The sequence below is a fragment of the Janthinobacterium sp. JC611 genome (assembly GCF_018682595.1).
Taxonomy (GTDB): Bacteria; Pseudomonadota; Gammaproteobacteria; order Burkholderiales; family Burkholderiaceae_D; genus Janthinobacterium.
Genome location: NZ_JAFLJN010000087.1, coordinates 17280 through 36653, shown reverse-complemented (window position 1 = coordinate 36653; position 19374 = coordinate 17280). Strand labels below are relative to the sequence as shown.

At 65.5% G+C, this 19374-nt stretch carries 17 protein-coding genes; 12 read left to right on the top strand and 5 right to left on the bottom strand.

Annotated elements, in window-relative coordinates; translation table 11 throughout:
- Positions 1–4: 4 nt before the first annotated feature.
- The 10 genes from J0O65_RS27545 to J0O65_RS27500 all read left to right on the top strand — a co-directional run bounded on the left by J0O65_RS27545 (position 5) and on the right by J0O65_RS27500 (position 10046).
- Positions 5–2389, top strand: coding sequence for an MMPL family transporter (locus tag J0O65_RS27545; protein ID WP_215410334.1), 2385 nt, complete (start codon positions 5–7; stop codon positions 2387–2389).
- Entirely contained in the window at positions 2389–2943 is a 555-nt protein-coding gene (locus tag J0O65_RS27540; protein ID WP_215410298.1) for a DUF3261 domain-containing protein, read from the top strand. Before J0O65_RS27545 ends, J0O65_RS27540 begins: the two co-directional genes overlap by 1 nt.
- Complete coding sequence (locus J0O65_RS27535) at positions 2944–4134, top strand: beta-ketoacyl-ACP synthase (protein ID WP_215410297.1); 1191 nt, start codon at positions 2944–2946, stop codon at positions 4132–4134.
- Positions 4131–4604 (top strand): hotdog family protein, encoded by a 474-nt coding sequence (locus tag J0O65_RS27530; RefSeq protein ID WP_215410296.1) that lies wholly within the window; start codon positions 4131–4133, stop codon positions 4602–4604. Before J0O65_RS27535 ends, J0O65_RS27530 begins: the two co-directional genes overlap by 4 nt.
- The gene (gene fabG, locus J0O65_RS27525; RefSeq protein ID WP_502793603.1) at positions 4597–5322 is read left to right on the top strand and encodes a 3-oxoacyl-ACP reductase FabG; all 726 of its coding nucleotides are present in this window, start codon (positions 4597–4599) and stop codon (positions 5320–5322) included. Before J0O65_RS27530 ends, fabG begins: the two co-directional genes overlap by 8 nt.
- Positions 5319–6551, top strand: a complete 1233-nt coding sequence (locus tag J0O65_RS27520; protein WP_215410294.1) for a beta-ketoacyl-ACP synthase — start codon at positions 5319–5321, stop codon at positions 6549–6551. Before fabG ends, J0O65_RS27520 begins: the two co-directional genes overlap by 4 nt.
- Positions 6552–6604: 53 nt before the next feature.
- Positions 6605–7756: a serine hydrolase domain-containing protein gene (locus J0O65_RS27515; protein ID WP_215410293.1), complete on the top strand. Its 1152-nt coding sequence runs from the start codon at positions 6605–6607 to the stop codon at positions 7754–7756.
- 37 nt (positions 7757–7793) lie between these two features.
- Positions 7794–8435 carry a hypothetical protein gene (locus J0O65_RS27510; protein WP_215410292.1) on the top strand — a complete coding sequence of 214 codons (642 nt, stop codon included), beginning with the start codon at positions 7794–7796 and terminating at the stop codon, positions 8433–8435.
- Between the two features lie 260 nt (positions 8436–8695).
- Entirely contained in the window at positions 8696–9292 is a 597-nt protein-coding gene (locus J0O65_RS27505; protein WP_215410291.1) for a hypothetical protein, read from the top strand.
- Between the two features lie 130 nt (positions 9293–9422).
- Entirely contained in the window at positions 9423–10046 is a 624-nt protein-coding gene (locus J0O65_RS27500; protein ID WP_215410290.1) for a 4'-phosphopantetheinyl transferase family protein, read from the top strand.
- A 1-nt stretch (position 10047) separates the two neighbouring features.
- On the opposite strand, the gene J0O65_RS27495 is transcribed toward J0O65_RS27500, so the two are convergent.
- From J0O65_RS27495 to J0O65_RS27485, 3 genes are read right to left on the bottom strand one after another with little or no spacing between them, the layout of a single operon-like run.
- Positions 10048–10827 carry a DUF2145 domain-containing protein gene (locus J0O65_RS27495; RefSeq protein WP_215410289.1) on the bottom strand — a complete coding sequence of 260 codons (780 nt, stop codon included), beginning with the start codon at positions 10825–10827 and terminating at the stop codon, positions 10048–10050.
- A 4-nt stretch (positions 10828–10831) separates the two neighbouring features.
- Entirely contained in the window at positions 10832–11242 is a 411-nt protein-coding gene (locus tag J0O65_RS27490) for a hypothetical protein (protein ID WP_215410288.1), read from the bottom strand.
- Positions 11243–11266: 24 nt separating this feature from the next.
- A complete protein-coding gene (locus tag J0O65_RS27485; RefSeq protein WP_215410287.1) occupies positions 11267–11689 on the bottom strand; it encodes a hypothetical protein in 423 nt (140 codons plus the stop codon).
- Positions 11690–11849: 160 nt separating this feature from the next.
- Here J0O65_RS27485 and J0O65_RS27480 point away from each other — a divergent pair, with 160 nt between their 5' ends.
- Positions 11850–12593: a helix-turn-helix domain-containing protein gene (locus tag J0O65_RS27480; RefSeq protein ID WP_251374034.1), complete on the top strand. Its 744-nt coding sequence runs from the start codon at positions 11850–11852 to the stop codon at positions 12591–12593.
- 28 nt (positions 12594–12621) lie between these two features.
- Here the strand turns inward: J0O65_RS27480 and J0O65_RS27475 are convergent, their stop codons facing one another.
- Positions 12622–14076 (bottom strand): DUF3999 family protein, encoded by a 1455-nt coding sequence (locus J0O65_RS27475; protein WP_215410286.1) that lies wholly within the window; start codon positions 14074–14076, stop codon positions 12622–12624.
- Positions 14073–17255: a DUF2339 domain-containing protein gene (locus tag J0O65_RS27470; protein WP_215410285.1), complete on the bottom strand. Its 3183-nt coding sequence runs from the start codon at positions 17253–17255 to the stop codon at positions 14073–14075. The genes J0O65_RS27475 and J0O65_RS27470 overlap by 4 nt, the downstream gene beginning before the upstream one ends.
- 231 nt (positions 17256–17486) lie before the next feature.
- Here J0O65_RS27470 and J0O65_RS27465 point away from each other — a divergent pair, with 231 nt between their 5' ends.
- Positions 17487–19373 carry an MFS transporter gene (locus J0O65_RS27465; protein ID WP_215410284.1) on the top strand — a complete coding sequence of 629 codons (1887 nt, stop codon included), beginning with the start codon at positions 17487–17489 and terminating at the stop codon, positions 19371–19373.
- The last annotated feature ends 1 nt before the right edge of the window (position 19374 follow it).

Below are 19374 nucleotides of genomic sequence, written 5' to 3'. Positions count from 1 at the left end.
CGCACTGACGAAGCACGGCCGCGACGCGGGGCGCCTGCTTGCCATCGCCTGGGCGCTGGTGGTGGCGCTGCTGCTGGCGCATAACGCCTACCTGTGGCTGGGCAAGCGCATCGCGCCGGAAACGGACATCCTCGCCCTGCTGCCGGTGCAGGAGCGCAACCCGGTGCTGCAGGCATCGTTTACGCACATGGTCGACGCGGCGCAGCAGCGCCTGGTGGTGCTGGTCGGCGCGCCCGACTGGGCCGATGCCAGGCGCGCGGCCGACGCCTACGGCGCCGTGCTGGCGCACCATGCGGACCTGTTCCAGTCCACGCCGCTCGACGAGCAGACGCAGAATGACTGGCTGGCCCTGTTCCAGCAGCATCGATTGACGCTGCTGGCGGCGCCGCAGGAAACGCAGCTGCGCCAGGAAGCGCCCGCGTACTGGCGCGATGCCGCCCTGAGCCAGCTGTATAGCCCGTTTGGCGGGCCGAAGCTGGGCGCCTGGCAGGACGATCCTTTCGGCCTGTTCAGCGGCTGGGTGCAGGAACGGGCACAGGAAACCCCCGTGCGGCCGCGCGACGGCCATTTGTTTGTCGCCGACGGCGAGCGCCAGTACGTGCTGCTGCCGATGACCTTGACCTTGCCCGCCTTTTCGCTGGGCGCGCAGGAAAGCGTGCTGCCCGTGCTGGCGCAAGCCGAGGCGGCGGCGCGGCAGGCCGTGGCGGGCGTGGACATCATCAGCGCCGGCGTGATCCTGCACGCGGCCGCCGCCAGCAGCCAGGCGGCGGGCGAAATGTCGACCATCGGCCTGGGGTCGCTGGCCGGCATCGTCCTGCTGACGTGGCTGACCTTCCGCTCGATCAAGCCGATTTCGCTGATCCTGCTGTCGATCGGCATCGGCTGCCTGGGTTCCCTGTCCGTGTGCTGGCTGCTGTTCGGTAAAGTCCACCTGATGACCCTGGTGTTTGGCGCCAGCCTGATCGGCGTGGCGCAGGATTACGGCATCTATTTCCTGTGCAACCGCCTGGGCGCCGATCCCGCGCTCGATTCGCGCACCCTGCTGCGCCGTTTGCTGCCGGGCCTGTGCCTGACCCTGCTGGCCGCCGTCATCGGCTACATGGGGCTGGCATTGACGCCCTTCCCGGGCCTGCGCCACATGGCCGTGTTTTCCGTCCTGGGCCTGGTGTTCGCCTGGCTGACCGTGGTGTTCTGGTTCCCCGCGCTGGTCAGCGGCGGCACCTTGAAGAGCGGCGCGCTGGTCGAACGCTACGGCGCGGCGCGCGCGCGCTGGCCGCTGCTGCGGGCCAACCGCGCCACTCTCATCGGCGGCGTGATGTTCTTCCTGTTTGCCGCCTTCGGCATCAGCCGCCTGGGCGTCAACGACGACATCCGCTTGCTGCAAACGCCGCCCGCACACCTGGTGCGCGACCAGATCAAGTTGAGCAAGCTGCTCGACGCGCCCACGCCGGTGCAGTTCTACCTGGTGCGCGGCGACAGCGCGGAAGCCGTGCTGCAACGCGAGGAAACCCTGAAACAGCGGCTGCTGCCGCTGATCGCGCAAAAGCACATCAGTGGCGTGCAGGCCATGTCGAACTGGGTGCCGTCGCTGCGGACGCAGGCGGAGCGCCGGGCCTTGCTCGGCACGGCCATCCTGCAGCCGGGCGCCGCGCTCGACCTGCTGGCGCAGTCCGTCGATGAAGGCCCCGAGTGGGCTGGAAAAGTGCGCGCGCAATTGGCGCAGACGGGTGCGCCGCTGTCGATCGACGCCTTCCTGCAGGTACCGGCCAGCGAACCGTGGCGCCATCTGTGGCTGGGCAAGGTCGACGGCGGCTATGCCTCCATCGTCGCCCTGCGCGGCATGCAGTACGCGGCCATTCCCCTGCTGGCACAGGCGGGCGAGGGATTGCCCGGCGTGCAGTGGGTCGACAAGGTGAGCGAGATTTCCTCGGTGCTGGGACGCTACCGCGTCTACATGGGCGCCGTGGTGCTGGGCGCCTATGTGGTGGTCTTCGGCCTGCTGCTGCCCCGCTACCGGCGCCGTACCTGGCGCGTGCTGGCGCCCACGGCGCTGGCCAGCGTGGCGGCCCTGGCCCTGCTGGGCTATTTGAATCTGCCGCTACAGCTGTTCCACGTGCTGGCGCTGATGCTGCTGCTGGGCGTGGGCGTCGACTACGGCATCTTCATGCAGGAACACCCGGATCGCCGCAACAACACGCCATGGCTGGCCGTGGGACTGTCGGCGGCCAATACCATTCTGTCTTTCGGCTTGCTGGCACTGAGCAAGACGGCCGCATTGCAGGCATTTGGCCTGACCATGCTGATCGGCACGGCGCTCGTATGGCTGCTGTCGCCATGCTTTGCCGAAGCGGACAACCGTAGCGCGGCCGATGCCGCAGGAGAAATCTGATGTTCTTGCACTGTCAACGATGGGCGCCGGCACTGCTGCTGGCACTGGCCGGCTGCGCCAGCACGCTGCCCACGGCGCCGGCGCGCCTGGGGTTGAAGCTGGCGCCGCAGGCGCTGGGCGCCGCCGTCAGCGTGCAGCAGCACCTGGTCGTCGAGCGGGCAGGGCGCATCGATGAACTCGACGCGGCGCTGGAGGTGGAAGCGTCGCACCTGGACCTGGTGGGCCTGGCGTTCGGCCAGCGCGTGCTGTCGCTGCATTACGACGGCAAGAAAATGACGTCGTGGCGCCACCTGATGCTGCCGGCGCAGGTGCGCGCGGAGGATGTGCTGGAAGACATGCAGCTGACCCTGTGGCCGCGCGAGACGATCGAGCAAGCCTTGCCGGCCGGCTGGCGCATCGAGGACAGCGGCTTGCGCCGCACCCTGTTCCTGCACGACGAGGCCGTGACGGTGATCGACTACAGCGCCATGCCGCGCTGGAGCGGCACGGTGGTGCTCGACAACCTGCGCTACCGCTATCGCCTGACGATACAGAACGCACCGGAAGGAAGCTGAATGACTGGCTTGACCGTGTATTTGAATGACTGCGGCATCGTCTGCGCGCTGGGCGCCAGCCGCGACGAGGTGCGCGCGCGCCTGTTCGCCGCGGACAGCGGCGTGCTGCCTACCGACCGCCACACGCCGGGCCGCGTGCTGCCGCTGGGCGTGGTCGATGCGGCCCTGCCAGCGATGGCGCAGCACGGCATCGCGGCGCGCAGCCGCAACAACCGCATGGCGCTGGCGGCGCTGGCGCAGATCCGCCCGGCCGTGGAACAGGCCATCGCCCGCTACGGCGCGGACCGGGTCGCCGTGGTGATCGGCACCAGTACCTCGGGCATCGGCGAGACGGAAGAGGCCATCTGCCAGCATGTGGCAGGCGGCGGCTTGCCGGACGCTTTTCATTATGGCCAGCAGGAGATGGCCTCGCCGGCGCTGATGCTGGCAGATGAACTGGGTATCGACGGCCCGGCCCTCGTGCATTCGAGCGCCTGTTCGTCGAGCGCCAAGGCGATGGCCAGCGCGGCCCGCCTGATCCGCATGGGCTTGTGCGACGCCGTGCTGACGGGCGGCGTCGATACCTTGTGCGGCTTTACCGTGGCCGGCTTTTCCGCGCTGGCGTCCGTCAGCGAACGGCGCTGCAATCCGCTGGGCGCGGACCGCGACGGCATCAATATCGGCGAAGGCGCGGCCCTGTTCCTGATGACGGCGCAACCGGCCGCCGTGGCCTTGCGCGGCTGGGGCGAGTCGTCGGACGGCCACCACATGTCGGCACCCGATCCCGAGGGCGGCGGCGCGCGCCTGGCCATCGGCCAGGCACTGGCACGCGCGGGCATCACGGCGGCACAGGTCGATTACGTGAACTTGCACGGCACGGCCACGCAGCAGAACGATGCGATGGAGTCGCGCGTGGTGGCGGAGCTGTTCGGCGGGCACGTGATGGCCAGTTCCACCAAGCCGCTGACGGGCCACGCGCTGGGCGCGGCGGCCGCCATCGAGGCGGCGCTGTGCTGGCTGGCGATGCAGGACGATAACGAGCAGGGCTTGCTGCCGCCGCACCTGTGGGATGGCGTGGCGGACGACGCCCTGCCGGCGCTGCGCCTGGCCTTGCCCGGCGCGCGGCTGGGGCGTCCGCTCGACTGGGCATTGAGCAATTCGTTTGCCTTCGGCGGCTCGAACGCCGCCCTGCTGTTCGGGAGGGGCGCATGAGTTTTCCTCCTATCCGCGAGCTGGTGCCCCATTCCGGCGCCATGGTGCTGCTCGACCGGGTGCTGTCGGCCGATGCGGAAAACCTGTGCGCCGAGGTGGCCATCCATGCGGGCAGCGTGCTGTATGACGCCGCGTCCACGGGCGTGGGCAGCTGGGTTGGCATTGAATACATGGCGCAGGCGATCGCCGCGCATGCGGGCTACCGCGCCCGTTTGGCCGGTGCGCCCGTGAAGATCGGTTTCTTGCTGGGGGCGCGGCGCTACGAAGCGCAAGTGCCCCTGTTTGCCGCTGGCAGCGTGCTGCAGGTGCATGTGCAGCAGGCCTTGCAGGGCGAGAATGGACTGGGCGCGTTCGAGTGCCGTATCGAGATGGCCGGCACCGTGCTGGCGCAGGCGACGATTACGGTATTCCAGCCCGAAGATGCAAAGCAATTTCTGCAGGAGAGTATGAATGGAGCGCAGCATGAGTAAAAGTGTGTTGGTAACGGGATCGTCGCGCGGCATCGGCAGGGCGATCGCCTTGCGCCTGGCGCGCGATGGCTTTGACGTGGTACTGCATTGCCGCAGCGCGCGCGCCGAAGCCGAGGCGGTGGCGCAGCAGGTGCAGGCGCTGGGACGCGCGGCGCGCGTGCTGCAATTCGATATCGGCGACCGTGCAGCGGCAGCCGCCGCGCTGGAAGCCGATATCGCTGAACATGGCTGCTATTACGGCGTCGTGTGCAATGCGGGCGTGGCGCGCGACAATGCGTTCCCTGCCATGTCGGGCGAGGACTGGGACATTGTCCTGCAAACCAATCTCGATGGTTTCTACAATGTGCTCAACCCGCTGGTGATGCCGATGGTACAGCGCCGCAAGCCGGGGCGCATCGTCACCATGGCGTCCGTCTCGGGCCTGATCGGCAACCGCGGACAAGTCAATTACAGCGCCGCCAAGGCGGGCATCATCGGCGCCACCAAGGCGCTGGCGCTGGAACTGGCCAAGCGCGCCATCACGGTCAACTGCGTGGCGCCTGGCCTGATCGAGACGGACATGATCAGCGAGGTGCCGCTTGAGGAAGCACTCAAGATGATTCCCGCGCGCCGCGTCGGCACGCCGGAAGAAGTGGCCGCCGCCGTCAGCTTCCTCGTCGGCGAGGAAGCGGGCTACATCACGCGCCAGGTCATTTCCGTCAACGGAGGCATGGCATGAGCCGCCGCGTCGCAGTGACCGGCATGGGCGGCATCAGCCCGATCGGCAACGACTGGCCGGCCATCCGCCAGCGCCTGGGCGAGTACCGCAACGCCGTCGTGCGCATGGACGAATGGGCCGACTATGAAGGCCTGAACACCCAGCTGGGCGCACCGGCCGCGCCGTTCGCGCTGACGGACCGCTATAACCGCAAGGCCGTGCGCAGCATGGGGCGCATCGCGCTGATGGCCACGCGCGCCAGCGAACTGGCGCTTGAGCATGCTGGCCTGGCCGGCCACCCCGTGGTCAAGAGCGGGCAGATGGGCATTTCCTTCGGCTCGTCCGCAGGCACGCCGAGCGCCATCGGCGACTTTGGCCGCATGATGGAAGAGCGCACCACCAAGGGCATCAACGCCACCACCTACATCAAGATGATGGCGCACACGGCACCCGTGAATATCGGCGTGTTCTTCGGCGTCACGGGCAGGGTCATCACCACGTCGAGCGCCTGCACCTCGGGCAGCCAGGGCATCGGCTACGCCTACGAGGCGATCGCCGGCGGCAAGCAGCTGGCGATGATCGCCGGCGGCGCCGAGGAGCTGTGCGCCACCGAGGCGGCCGTGTTCGACACCCTGTTCGCCACCAGCACGCGCAACGACGCGGGCCACACGACGCCGCGCCCCTTCGACGCCAGCCGCGATGGTCTGGTCATCGGCGAGGGGGCCGGCTGCCTGATCCTGGAAGAATTCGCGCATGCGCAGGCGCGCGGCGCCACCATCCACGCGGAACTGGTGGGCTTCGGCACCAACAGCGATGGCTGCCACGTCACCCAGCCGAACGCCGCCACCATGCGCCAGGCGATGCAGCTGGCGCTGGCCGACGCAGGCCTGCAACCATCGGACATCGGCTACATCAACGCGCACGGCACGGGCACGCAGCAGGGCGATATCGCCGAATCGCAGGCCACGTTCGAGGTGTTCGGCGACCGTACGCCCATCAGTTCGCTGAAAAGCTATATGGGCCACACTCTCGGCGCCTGCGGGGCGCTGGAAGCGTGGATCAGCATCGAAATGATGCGCGAGGGCTGGTTCGCGCCCACCATCAATCTGCAAGAGGTGGACCCGCAATGCGCGCCGCTCGACTACATCGCCGGCGAAGGCCGGGCGATTGAAACCGAGTACGTCATGTCGAACAACTTTGCCTTTGGCGGCATCAATACGTCGCTGATCTTCAAGCGCTACCGGCCGTGACCTCGTTGCGATCTGCCTGCCAGCGCTACGCAGGCCGTGCATGCCTGCTGGGCATGCTTCTGGCGCTGACGGCATGCGGTACCCTGTCGCGCATGGAAATCGATACCGACAATGCGTCGGGCGAGCGCTATGCCATCAGTGGCGACTTGCGCAAGGAAGTCGATGCGCTGGCGCAGCCGCTGATCGACAAGGGCGCCACGCCGGGCGTGGTGGTCGGTGTCCTGCTGCCGGATGGCAGCGTGCAGAGTTTCGGCTATGGCACGACCGAGCATGCCGTCAGCGGCCACCGGCCCGATGGCGATACCCTGTTTGCCGTCGGCTCCATCAGCAAGGGTTTTTTGAGCGCCACCACGGCGGTCCTGGTGCAGCAGGGGGTGTTTTCCTGGGATGACACGCTCGCGCAGCTGCTGCCAGCCGGGACGCCCTTGAGCGCATCGGCGCGCAAGATCACCCTGCTGCAGCTGGTCACGCATACCTCGGGCTTGCCGCGGCAGCCGTTCACGCCGCAGACGCTCCTGTATTTTGTCGAGTATCTATTTACGGGCGAAAGCTTTTACCGGCATTTCGACCGCGACTACCTGCTGGCCTACCTTGCTGATTTTGATGCGCCGGCAACGGCGGCGCCCAACTATTCGAATATCGGCTACGGCCTGCTGGGCCATCTGCTGGAATTGAAGACGGGGAAAAAGATGGATGCCCTGGTCAGGGAAACCATCTTGCAGCCGCTGGCGCTCGATCACACTGGCTACCACCCGCAGGGCTTGCCCGGCTATGCCGCACGCGCGCATGGCCACGTGGGGGACCAGCCAAAGTTCATGCGGCGCGGAAGCGAAGCGCCGGACTGGGAATTTACCGACGTGCTGACGGGCTCGGCGGCCCTGTATTCGACGGCGAACGATTTGCTGCGCTATGCGCGGGCGAATCTCCAGGGCAGTGACGATCCGGTATTGGACCGCGCCTTGCACGATACCCTGAGCGTGCGTGTCGACCGCCCCGTCGAGGCGGCGGCACTGGCCTGGCTCGTCGATGACATCGACGGCAACAAGATTACCTACCAGGTAGGTTTCGTGGCGGGCTACTCGAGCTATATCGGTCTCGATGTCAAGCAGCGGACGGGTGTGGTGGTCTTGCAAAACAGTTTTAACTGGACGAACAGCATCGGCCACCGTCTGTTGTTGAGAATTTCCAAGCGGAAACATATTTAAGCGTGAAATTGCAGTTCAGATAATTAATGGAGTAATTGTGAAGCCAGTTTCCAAGCTGTTATTCGTGATGATGTGCGGCATCGCCGTAGCCGGATGCAAAAGCCGGCCCGTGCCCCATTCGGCCTATCAGACGACCTTGCCGCCGGTGGGCACGGTGGCGACCACCGGCATCGGCGAGAAAATGCTGATCAATAGCGATGCGGTGGAAACCCGGGCACTGGTGCTGGCCCAGGACCAGCCGCTCGGCGAGTTTATCGTGCGCAAGGGAACGTACCCGCTAATTGCGGACAAGGCAGAGTACCAGACCTTTGGCGGCGTGGTGATGGCCACCGCGGCCGGCACGGCGGCCAAGCAGAACAAGCTGCATCTGTTCAGCAAGGACGGCAGCATCTGCATCGGGCGTGCGCCATGCGCCAAGTTCGATTACGTGATGGGCGTGACCACCAATTATCAGGCGGCGAGCTTCCAGACTACCTTGATCTACAGCGGACGTATCGGCGACAAGATCACCTTGGGCTACCGCGAATTCCAGCGCAACGTGGCACGCCCCGCCTTCAATAACGACGTGACCTACGATTTGTCCGAGTCCATGATTCTGGGCTACAAGGGCGCACGGCTGGAAGTACTGCACGCGAGCAATACTGAAATCAGCTACAAGGTGCTGGCAGGCTTCGATTGACGCTTGCCCGGCTTGGCGCAAACGGCGGCAGCAGGAGGCGCGATGCCGATCCTGGCAGTGCGGCGGCCATGCCGTCTGTCGCAAACAGGCCGCAAACCAGCGGCACGCAAGCAGCAAACCAGTCGCAAAAAAGCAGCAAACGAGTAGCAAGCAGTAGCAAGCAGTAGCAGGCAGTTGGCAGGGAAGTCGTCCAATCGGTGACGGGGGCCATCTGGCAAGTCGATGGCACCGGGAACCATCCTAAAAAATAGAAAGAGAATATGCAAAAAGTATCAAAAGCAGTCATCCTGGCAGGCGCACTGCTGTCCGTGTCGTTGTTGCAAGGTTGTGCCACCAGCATCAGGGCATCGTCGACCTACAATCCGGCACCGGCCGAAGCGTTCTCGTCGTTCGGCCGCATCGAAGTCAAGTCGACGGTGTTTGCCGCAGGCTACCAGGGCAACCAGGCCGCCATGAGGAAAATCGATGAGAATATCCGCAAGAACCTGGCCGAATCGCTGACTACCTGGAATGCGGGTGCGACCAATGGGCGCGTGCTGATCATTGAGCCGGTCGTCGAAGAGATCCAGTTTACAAGCGGCGCCAAGCGCGTATTCTTCGGGCCGTTGGCCGGCAGCTCGGGCGTGCGCATGCGCGTGATGATCCGCGATAGCAAGGGGGCGTTGGTCGCGACACCGGAATTCTTCCAGCGTGCCGGTGCCATGGCGGCCGGTTTTACTCTTGGCGTGCACGACAACCTGATGCTGACGCGCGTGGCTAACCTGACCAGTTCGTACATCAAGGCCAATTATGTGCGTGCCGAAGGCGGTCCGACGGGCGCCGATGAGAAGGCAATCGAAGCATCGATGACGAACTAGGACGGGCGCGGCGCGCAAGCGCACGCACCCCTGGCGGCAATGGCAGCGACGGGCAACCGCGTTGCCATTTTTTTGCCGCATGCCTGCGCCGATTTGTGGCAGACTGCATTTTTGTTTTCCCATCCCGTTCATGTCCCCAGTCTTGCCCAATGGCGGCGCCAGCATCTGGCTGGCCGATCTGCGCACTATCGACGTCGCACAATTGCGCGCATGTGAAAGCTGGCTGGGTGCGGCGGAAATGGCCCGCCACGCACGTTTCGTGCGGCCGCTGCGCCAGCGCCAGTTCCTGCTGGGACGCGTCTTGCTGCGCGTGGCGATGGGGCTGCTGCTGGACGTGTCGCCGGCCGCCATCGTGCTGGAAGAGCGCGCCGGCCAGGTGCCGCTGCTGCTGTCGCCCGCGGAGGGCGCGCATTTCAGCATTTCGCACAGCGGCCACTGGGTTGCCTGTGCACTGAGCATTACTACGCGGCTGGGGCTCGATATCGAGCTGCGCGATCCGGGCCGCGACGTGCTGGCCCTGGCCCGCCAGGCGTTTGGCGCGGCCGTGGCCGACGAGCTGCAAGGATTGCCGGAGGATGCACGGCTGGCGCTGTTCTACCGGCGCTGGAGCGAGGCCGAGGCGCGCTACAAGCTGGGCGTGGAAGCGGGCAGCTGCATGGCCGTGGCGCACGCCGAGCTGTCCATCGTGCTGTGCAGTGCGGACCGCCTGGCGCGGCCGCCCGTGCTGGTCTTGTCGGGACTGGCACAGGCTTAACTCAACGCACGACGATTTCCTGCGCCTGCGGTTCGCGCTGGCGCACGAAGCGCACGATCGAGTCGACGGTGACGACGTCGATCTGGCGCGTCATGCGGCGCTCGAACGGGTGGTCGTCAAAAGCGATATTGGCGCGGAACATGCGCGCGCCCAGGCGCGTGGCGGCGGGTATGCTGAGCGTTTGCGGCGCGTAGCTGGCGCTGCGCAGCCAGCCTTGCGCTTCGGCGCGCGTCTCGATCTTGCCCGGCTCGTTGCTGGCGGCGGCCAGGGTTTCCAGCACCCACTGGTTCGAATTCTGGTACTTGGTGGAAAACGGGTAGGCCAGCATATTGTAGTGCGGCTCATGCAGGCGCTTGGGCGTGTTCGACGCCAGCAGTCGCACCAGTTGCTGCTGCGTATCCTGGCCGGGAATTAGGATCAGGGTTTCATACATGAACACATCATCCATGAAGAAATTGCCCAAGCCTTCGTTGTACAGCGACGACTGCGCCGTGCCGCACTCGTTGAGTTCATGCACGACCAGCCAGCGGCCCTTCGGATGGTCGCGCCAGGCCAGCGCCATGTGCGAATAGCGCAGATGGTATTTCGACAGGTCCTGGCCGGCGCGCGCCACTAGTGCCACCTGCGCGCCCGAGGCGTCGAGCGCCTGCAAGGTCTTTTGCGCCAGGTCCATCGATTTGACGAGGGTGGAGGCATCCGTTGGCTTTTCCTCGCACGAGCGTCCCGCATGGGCGGCGCCGGCCAGGGCCAGGCTGATGATCATGACAGTCAGGCGTTTCATGGGTTCACGCTTTCGAATGGTGAAGGATGGCATTGCCGGCCGCATCCGGCACATAGGCGATGGCCTTGCCCGACAGCACCAGCATGTGGCCCGTCGAGACGGCCACTACCTGGATGGCCGTGCCGGCCGCCAGCGACAGGCCTTGCGTGGCTTGCTTGCTCAGCTTGACGGAGGCCGTGGCCGCCTGCGAGGCGCCCTTGGCCGCGCTCTTCAGCACGAGGACGCTGCCGTCAGCCACGTCTTCCACCTTGTCGATGACGATCTCTCCGGCGGCGGCCAGCACCGACATGGAGCCGACGAGCACGATGGCCGAGGCCATGCTGGCGTTGTCGGACGCGTTGGTGGTATCGGAGTTGGCGGCCTGGGCCGTCAGGGTGGCGGCGCACAGCAGGGCGGTGGCGAGCAACTGTTTCATGGAATGGCGGCTTTTCATGGGTGTTTACACTTTGGAATGGTGCAGCAGGGCCTTGCCCAGTTCGTTCGGGATGAAGGCGATGGCCTTGCCGGACAGCACCAGCATGTGGCCGGTGGACAGCGCCACCACATTGACCACGGTGCCGGCCGCCAGCGACAGACCCTTGGCCGCTTGCGTGCTCATCTGGATGGACGCGCCGCCCGCCTCGGAAGCGCCCTTGAGCACGATGACGATGCCTACGCCCACCGTTTCCACGCTGGCGACCACCACCTGGCCGGAGGCGACCAGCATCGACATGGAACCGGCGACGACGACGGCGGAACCCTGGCTGAGGTTTTGCGAGCCGTTCGACAGGTTTTCCGAGGCGGCGGCGTGGACCAGGCCGGGAGCGGCCGCGGAGAGCGTCAGCAGCGACAGGGACAGGCAGAGGGGCAGCAGGCGTTTCATGTGTTTCTCCTTCAAGTGTGCCAAGTGGCAGCGCCATCATTGTAGACTGTGGGCAATTGGTCAATGAAAACGCTACTCGTAGCGGGCAGGCATACCGCAGGTAGCGTATTGCGCTACTTTTTTGCTGCCAGAATCGATGCCATTTTTATAAAGGAAGTGCATGCCGCAAACCCACGCCTTGATCGAAGCCTTGAAACGCCTGTTGAAGGCGCGCGCCGTCACGTATGCCGAGCTGGCCCAGCGCATCGGCGTGTCCGAAGCCAGCGTCAAGCGGATGTTTTCGCAGAAGCAATTTACGCTGCAGCGGCTGGACCAGATCCTGGTGGCCATCGGCAGCGATTTCCAGCAGCTGGCGCTGGCCGTGCAGGCATCGCAGGCCGCGCCCACCCTGATCACGGGGCTGACGTATGCGCAGGAAAAGGAAATCATCGAGGACACCCGGCTGTTCGTGGTGGCCGTGTCCGCCCTGAACCTGCTGCCGCTGGAGCAGATCGTCGCCATCTACGACATCAGCGAGGCGCAAGCCGTGAAATACCTGCTGCGCCTCGACAAGATCGGTTTTTTGGAACTGCTGCCGAATAACCGGGTCAAACTGTTGGTGGCGCGCACGTTTGCGTGGATACCGAACGGTCCCATCCATACGTATTTCAAAAAGGAAGCCTATGGCGACTACTTGAATTCGCAATTCGATGGCGAGACGGAATTGTTGCGCCTGGTAAACGTGATGCTGTCGAAAAAATCCACGGCCGCCCTGCTGGAACGCTTGAAGCAAGTGGCGGTGGAATTCTCGCAGCAGCACCAGGAAGACGCGCGCCTGCCCGGCGATGAGCGCCTGGCCATCAGCTTCATGCTGGCGGCGCGGCCATGGATGCCGCAGACGTTCAAGGCGCTGCTGCGGCAGTGAGGCAGCGATATTGATCGCGTCCGCGCGGCTAATGTTCCTGCTTGTTGCTACTGCCTTGTTCCTCTTTCATCTGTGACAGCAAACGCCAGGCAAAAAAGCCCAGCACGGCCACGCCCAGCAGCAGTGCCGCCCATAGCGCGGCCAGGCGCAAGCCTGCGCCGTCGGGCGTTTTCTCGACGGGGGCGTCGCTGGTCAGCGCCACTACTTTGGCTGCCGTGGCGACAGGCAGCGCCAGCAATTCTTCCTGCGTGAAGCCGGGCGCCACCTGCGACAGGGGCAGTGCTGCCGAGGTTGCGCCATTCTTGCCGAAAACCAGTTGATATGGCCCCTTGCCGCTGGTCAGGAACACCAGGCTGGCCGGTGTCCAGCCCAGGCGCAGGACGGAGTTGAGGTTCGGGTTCGTGCCGCTTTGATATTGCGGGCGCAGCACCCATTGCGCCGTTTGCACGACGGGCATGGACAGGTCGCCGGACACGCGTTCCTTGCCATCCATGCTGATGCGGTAGAAGGTGGTAGTGAGCAGTGGCTCGAAGTAGGCCGCTTGCGTGGCGCGCGCCTGCGGGCGCAGGTGCAGGCGATGGCGCGGCGCTTCGCTGGCCGGGTGATACACGCCCAGGGTGACGGGCATGGAGGTGTTGCCTTCATCCAGCTGCAAACCGATGCTGTCGGCGGGAATGGCGATCGGCGTGGCATACAGGCGCTCGTCCACGCTCTTGCCTGTCGTTCCTTTCAGCGCGATGGTGGCGCGCGGCGGGACAAGGGCCGTAACACTGACTTGCTGCGCGGCGATGCTGGCGAAAGTGATGGGGTCGCCATATTGCCAGCTCAGCCGCGCATAGCGGAAGCTACGCGGGGAGAATTCGATGCGGTCGTTGGCCAGGGTTTGCGTGTCGCTGTTGCGCAGCCAGTTCAGGGCGGTGGTGGCGATGGCGTCCCATTGCTTCAAATCGTCGCTCACTTCCAGCAGCACTTGCGCATTGTAGTTGTCGGTTCCCGGTGGCAAGGTAAAACGCAGGGCGTCGATGCGGCTGTCCTTGGCGGGCGGACCCGCGTCGAGGATCAGCTCCTGCAAGCCCGGCGTTGCATCGTGCGCACTGCCGCCACGCGCCGTCACGGATAACAGGCGGCCGTCATTGCCGGTGCGGATATCCACGTTGTCCAGTTCGTAGTAGCCGATGTGGCTGCCGTTGACGGGAAAGATGCGCATGGCAATCGTGTCGCGCTGCGTGCGCGACTGCGTTGGCGGGGCCGTCAGGGCGAACGCCAGTGGCTTGCCCGTCGCGTCAAACAGGCGCACATCGGCCAGGCTGGCCGAGCGCGCGTGCAGGTACACGTCGGTGGGCACGCTTATGCGGCTCAGGCCGGCACCTGGCTGCAGCGTTAGCGCGATGCTCCAGCGATAATCCTGTGGCCTGTCCTGAGGCTGGGCGGCCAGCGCGGCGCCAGCCAATAACCATGTGTAAAAGAGGAATGCGGCTTTCATGCGGCTCCTTGTTGCGGTTCGGCCGGCGCTGGCGCGGCAGCCTTGGGGAAGGGGGCCAGGTAGCCGATCAAGACCATCAGCAAGCCGACGCCGACAAACGAGACGATGCGTTCGATGCCGCCCACGTTCGACAGGTCGATCAGGAACAGTTTCACGACAACCAAGCCCAGCAAAACGGCGCCGAGGCTCCACTGCTGGCGCCGTTGATGGCGCGCCGCGTGGCGCATCAGCAGCAGGGCCGTGACGCTCCACACCAGCGACAGCATCGCCTGCACGAATTGCGAGGCCAGCATGGCGTCGAAGGTATACGGCACGCCCAGGTAATTCGACACGGTGCGCAGCAGCATCAGGTTGAACCAGCCATACAGCAGGCACGCGGCCATGACGGGCAGGCGCGCCTGCCACACGGCGGGCAAGGGCGACAGCTTCGCGGGCAGCAAGCGGTAGCTGGCGATGGCCAGCAGGACGGCAAATCCCGTGCTCAGGTCCAGCGGATTGAGCAACGGCAAATAGGGCAGGGGCGCCATGGCGCCGTCGTCGAGGATGTTCCACGCGGCGATCAGCAGCAGCGACCACAGCGCGCCCAGCGGTATCAGGGTGCGCTGGTACCACGCGGCGATCGGCGCCACCGGCCAGGCGCCGGCGCGGCAGCGGCGGATCAGCCAGGCCAGGACCAGCATCATGGCCCAGGCCGGCAGATAACGCGACCAGGCGGGGCTGACGCTGCCTTCATGCTGTGCCAGCCAGGCGTCGAGCTGGATGGCGCCGACGGGCCACAGCATCAGCCATGGTCCGGCCGCGCGCACGGTGTGCAGCAGGCGCAGCACACGCGGGCTCAGGTGCCAGCCGGCACGCGGCCAGGTATGCAACATGAACTCTCCGGAGGCCAGCGCGCAGGCCAGCGCCAGCCAGCTCAAGCCCGTCGGCAGGTAGTCGAGCAGATACAGCGCCAGCAGCACGGTGGCGCTGTACAGGCCCAGGCCGAGCCAGACGGCCACGCTGATCCAGCGCAGTTGCGGCCAATGGAGGCGCCGCGCCAGGAGGGCGAACGCGGGCGTCGTGACGGACACGGCGATCAGGTACAGCGCCAGCCAGTATTCGCCCGCGTGCGGCTGCATGGCGAGGTCGCCGTCGATCAGGCGCAGCAGCCAGCTGACGAGCGGCACGAGGATGGCGGCAAACCACAGCAAGCCGCTCCAGACCAGCAGGGGGCGTGCTACCAGGGCCAGCAGCTCGTCGCCGCCACGCGCGCGCAGCGCAAGGAAACGGGCGCTGGCAAAGGCGGCGGCGCCCAGCAGCAGGGCGCTGAGGAAGGAGCCGTCGAACAGGCTGGCCGGATGCTGGTCCCAGGCCCAGCTGGCGCGGCTGAGCAAGATCATGCCGGCGAGGACCTGCACGGCCAGCAGCAGGGCGCGCGGCGCATGCCATTGCTCGCGCCGCGCCAGCCATGCCAGCAGGGCGGTCACGGCCAGCGCGCTGACGGTCAGCAGGTTCAGTTGCGTGGATGCATCCGTGCGCAGCAGGATTTCGCTCCAGATACCGCCCAGCAGCCAGGCCGTGGCGGCCGTCAGGAACAGCACGGACAGGCTGCTCATGAACTCAGGATGCAGGTGGCTGGCGTGGCGGCGGAAATTGTAGGCCATCACCAGCGCGGCGGCGGCCAGCAGCGCGCAGCCAAGCCAGATGTTGGCCTGCAAGGCCGCCGCCGTATCGAGTCCCTGCATGGCGCCAAGGAAGGCAAGCCAGGCAGCCCCCTGCACCAGCAGGCCGAAGGCCCAGGCCAGGGTCTGGCGCTGGCGCAAGCCGACCCAGACGATGGCCGCGCCTTCCAGCGCCCAGGCGGCGGACGTCCAGCGGCCGTCGAGGGCGAACGGGATGGCCAGGGTGCCGAAGACGACACCCAGCGCGAGGAAGGCTTCGGCCAGCAGCTTGAAGCCATTCCTGCGCCACAGCGCCACGGCCAGGCCCGTGTAGGTCAATCCGGCAAGCAGCGCGGAAAACGCCAGGCCGAAGTCAAAGTGCCGGACCAGGCCGTATTGCAGGCCCATGGCCGCCAGCGGCGTGCCGAAGACGAGCGTGCCATCCACATAGTGTTTCAGGCGCGGCGCCTGGCGCGCGCAATAGGCGATGGCGATGCCGATATAGAACAGCACGAACAGGATCAGGAACAGCTGCGTCGACAGGTAGTGCTCGGGCGTGTAGCGCAGCAGGCCCCAGGTGGTGGCGACGACGAAGGTGAAGCCAAAGCTCAGCACATTGAGCACGCGCCAGGCGCGTCGCAGGGCGATGGCGAAGACGCCCGCATTGAGCAGCGCGTAATAGCTGAACAGGCCGATATGGTTGCCGCTGCCCGTCGACACCAGCAGCGGCACGGCAAAGCCGCCGACGATGCCGAAGACGGCCAGCCAGACGGCGTTTTGCAGCACGGCCAGCAAGCACGTGAACGCCGTCAGCACGAACAGCACGGCAAACGCCAGGCCGGCCGGGATCAGCTCATACAGGCGGAAGGCGCCAAACGTCACCAGCATCAAGATCGCCAGCGCCGTGCCCTGCAGCGGCAAGCTGATGCCGGGACGGCTGAGGCGGATGCGCCAGGCCCAGGCCAGCAGGGCGATATCGGCCAGCGCGATACCGGCCAGGCGCAGTTCGATGGGCAGCGTCACCTGCGCCGACACGTACTTGAGCAGGAAACTGACGCCGAGGAAGAGGATCAGCAAGCCCAGCTTGGCAACCAGGTTGCCCGTAAATAACCAGTTCTTCGCCTTGGCAACGAGACCGTCAGGGTGGGCGATCCAGGAAGGGGTATTGGGGACGGCGGGAGCTGGCCTGGCGGGAACCGGCGGACTTGCCGGGATTGGTTTCGGCGGCACCGGTGCGGCTGGCGCGGAAACTGCTGCCGGCGCGGCCTGCGCCACCTCGGCCACCTTGATCGGGGCCGCTTGCGGCACGGGCAGGGCCACGGGCTGTGGCTTGGCCTCCGGCGCCACGCTGGCGGGCGCGGCCACTGGCGCTTCGGCCTGGCCTTCCAGCGCGCGCAGGCGCTGCCCGATGGCGTCGACTTCCTTGCGCAGGCGCGCCGTCAGCAATTCCAGATCCGCTACTTTCCTGCGGTGCTGCAGCACCAGCACGAAGGCGGTGACCAGCAGGGCCAGGATGGTCAATGATGTGAATCCAGACATGGAGGCAGCTTTCGGAGGGGCGGGCAGGGGCGCCAGCGATATGCGCACATTACCTTATTATTAAGAAACAGGCGATTTCTGTCGTGTCAGGGAAAGGCGTCGGGTGCGGGGCCAGCACGGCGCGGCGCGGCGCTTTCGGTATTGATGCCAAGCAAGATGACGACATTCAGATTGTCGTGCGCAAGATAGTGCTGTATTTTAGCAATTCCTTAATTGCCGGTCCCCCATGCCATGAGTCAAAGCAGCCAGTTTTCCTTATTGTCGCAGCGCCGTTTCGGGCCCTTCTTCTGGACCCAGTTCTTCGGCGCCTTCAACGACAATCTGTTCAAGACGGCCCTGATGGTGATCCTCGCCTACGATGCGCTGAGCTGGACCACGCTCGACCCGTCCACCATCACCAACCTGATTCCCGGCCTGTTCATCCTGCCTTACGTGGTGTTTTCGGCCACGGCGGGCCAGCTGGCCGACAAATTCGAAAAAGCGGGCCTGGCGCGTTTCGTGAAATGGATGGAACTGGCCATCATGGCCATGGCCGCCGCCGGCTGGATGACGCATACCCTGTGGCTGCTGGTGGCCGCCGTGGTAGGCATGGGCGTGCATTCGACCCTGTTCGGTCCCGTCAAGTATGCCTACCTGCCGCAGCAGCTCAAGCCCGAGGAACTGGTCGGCGGCAACGGCCTGATCGAGATGGGCACCTTCGTCGGCATCTTGCTCGGTGAAATCCTCGGCGCCGTGCTGATCGTGCACAAGCCGCTGGGCGTGGAACTGGTGGCCGGCGCGACGATTGCCGTGGCCGTGTTCGGCCTGGTCGCCAGCTACCGCGTGCCGCGCACGCCCGCGCCGGAGCCGGACTTGAAGGTGAGTCTGAACTTCGTCGCCGAATCGTTGCGCAACCTGAATTTTTCGCGCAAGAACCGTCCCGTCTTCCTGGCCATGCTGGGCAACTCCTGGTTCTGGTTTTACGGCGCCCTGATCCTGGCGCAGTTCCCCGTGTATTCGAAGGATTTCCTGCATGGCGACCACAGCGTGTTCGTGCTGCTGCTGACCGTGTTTTCCGTCGGCATCGGCACGGGCTCCCTGCTGTGCGAGCGTTTGTCGGGCCACAAGATCGAGATCGGCCTGGTGCCGTTCGGCTCCATCGGCCTGTCGCTGTTCGGCATCGACCTGTATTTCGCCAGCAATGCGTATGCGAACACGCAAGTGGTCGATGCGCTGGCTTTTGTGGGCCAGGCGGGCGTGCCGCGCATTTTGCTCGACATCGTCATGATCGGCGTGTTCGGCGGCTTTTTCATCGTGCCCCTGTTCGCCCTGATCCAGACGCGCTGCGACCCGAAACACATTTCGCGCACGATCGCCGGCATGAATATCCTCAACGCGCTGTTCATGGTGGCGGCGGCCGGCGTGGCCATCGTGCTGCTGGGCCAAGGATTTACGATTCCCCAGCTGTTCCTCGTCACGGCCATTTTGAACGCGCTGGTGGCCGCCTACATCTTCTCGCTGGTGCCGGAATTCCTCATGCGCTTCCTCGCGTGGATACTCATCCAGACCGTGCACCGCGTGAAAGTCGTCGATGGCGAGCGCATCCCCACGGAAGGGGCGGCCGTGCTGGTGTGCAACCACGTCAGCTATGTGGACGCCATCGTCATCATGGCGGCCAGCCCACGCCCCATCCGTTTCGTCATGGACCACCGCATCTTCAAGATGCCGCTGATGGGCTGGATTTTCCGCACGGCCAAGGCGATCCCCATCGCGCCCGCCAAGGAAGACCCGTTCCTCATGGAAAAGGCCTTCATCGATATCGCGCAAGCGCTGCACGAAGGCGAACTGGTGTGCATCTTCCCCGAAGGCAAGCTGACCCGCACGGGCCAGATCAGCGAATTCAAGGGCGGCATCGCCAAGATCGTCGAACGCAGCAAGGTGCCCGTGATTCCGCTGGCGCTGCGCGGCTTGTGGGGACATTTGTTGAGTCATCGCAATGGTCACTTGTTCGAGCGCGCCTTCAAGGCCGGCTTGCGCTCGCGTCTGTCGCTGGCCGTCGGCATGCCCGTGCCGCCCGAGGCCGCCACGCCGGAACTGTTGCAGCAAAAGGTGCAGGAACTGCGCGGCAAGTGGAAATAAG

What these genes read in the sequence shown, in the direction of transcription:
- J0O65_RS27540 (WP_215410298.1), top strand. Translation starts at nt 2,389, where the DNA reads ATGTTCTTGCACTGTCAACGATGGGCGCCGGCACTGCTGCTGGCACTG.
- J0O65_RS27535 (WP_215410297.1), top strand. Translation starts at nt 2,944, where the DNA reads ATGACTGGCTTGACCGTGTATTTGAATGACTGCGGCATCGTCTGCGCG.
- J0O65_RS27530 (WP_215410296.1), top strand. Translation starts at nt 4,131, where the DNA reads ATGAGTTTTCCTCCTATCCGCGAGCTGGTGCCCCATTCCGGCGCCATG.
- fabG (WP_502793603.1), top strand. Translation starts at nt 4,597, where the DNA reads ATGAGTAAAAGTGTGTTGGTAACGGGATCGTCGCGCGGCATCGGCAGG.
- J0O65_RS27520 (WP_215410294.1), top strand. Translation starts at nt 5,319, where the DNA reads ATGAGCCGCCGCGTCGCAGTGACCGGCATGGGCGGCATCAGCCCGATC.
- J0O65_RS27515 (WP_215410293.1), top strand. Translation starts at nt 6,605, where the DNA reads ATGCTTCTGGCGCTGACGGCATGCGGTACCCTGTCGCGCATGGAAATC.
- J0O65_RS27505 (WP_215410291.1), top strand. Translation starts at nt 8,696, where the DNA reads ATGCAAAAAGTATCAAAAGCAGTCATCCTGGCAGGCGCACTGCTGTCC.
- J0O65_RS27500 (WP_215410290.1), top strand. Translation starts at nt 9,423, where the DNA reads ATGTCCCCAGTCTTGCCCAATGGCGGCGCCAGCATCTGGCTGGCCGAT.
- J0O65_RS27495 (WP_215410289.1), bottom strand. Translation starts at nt 10,827, where the DNA reads ATGAAACGCCTGACTGTCATGATCATCAGCCTGGCCCTGGCCGGCGCC.
- J0O65_RS27490 (WP_215410288.1), bottom strand. Translation starts at nt 11,242, where the DNA reads ATGAAACAGTTGCTCGCCACCGCCCTGCTGTGCGCCGCCACCCTGACG.
- J0O65_RS27485 (WP_215410287.1), bottom strand. Translation starts at nt 11,689, where the DNA reads ATGAAACGCCTGCTGCCCCTCTGCCTGTCCCTGTCGCTGCTGACGCTC.
- J0O65_RS27480 (WP_251374034.1), top strand. Translation starts at nt 11,850, where the DNA reads ATGCCGCAAACCCACGCCTTGATCGAAGCCTTGAAACGCCTGTTGAAG.
- J0O65_RS27475 (WP_215410286.1), bottom strand. Translation starts at nt 14,076, where the DNA reads ATGAAAGCCGCATTCCTCTTTTACACATGGTTATTGGCTGGCGCCGCG.
- J0O65_RS27470 (WP_215410285.1), bottom strand. Translation starts at nt 17,255, where the DNA reads ATGTCTGGATTCACATCATTGACCATCCTGGCCCTGCTGGTCACCGCC.
- J0O65_RS27465 (WP_215410284.1), top strand. Translation starts at nt 17,487, where the DNA reads ATGAGTCAAAGCAGCCAGTTTTCCTTATTGTCGCAGCGCCGTTTCGGG.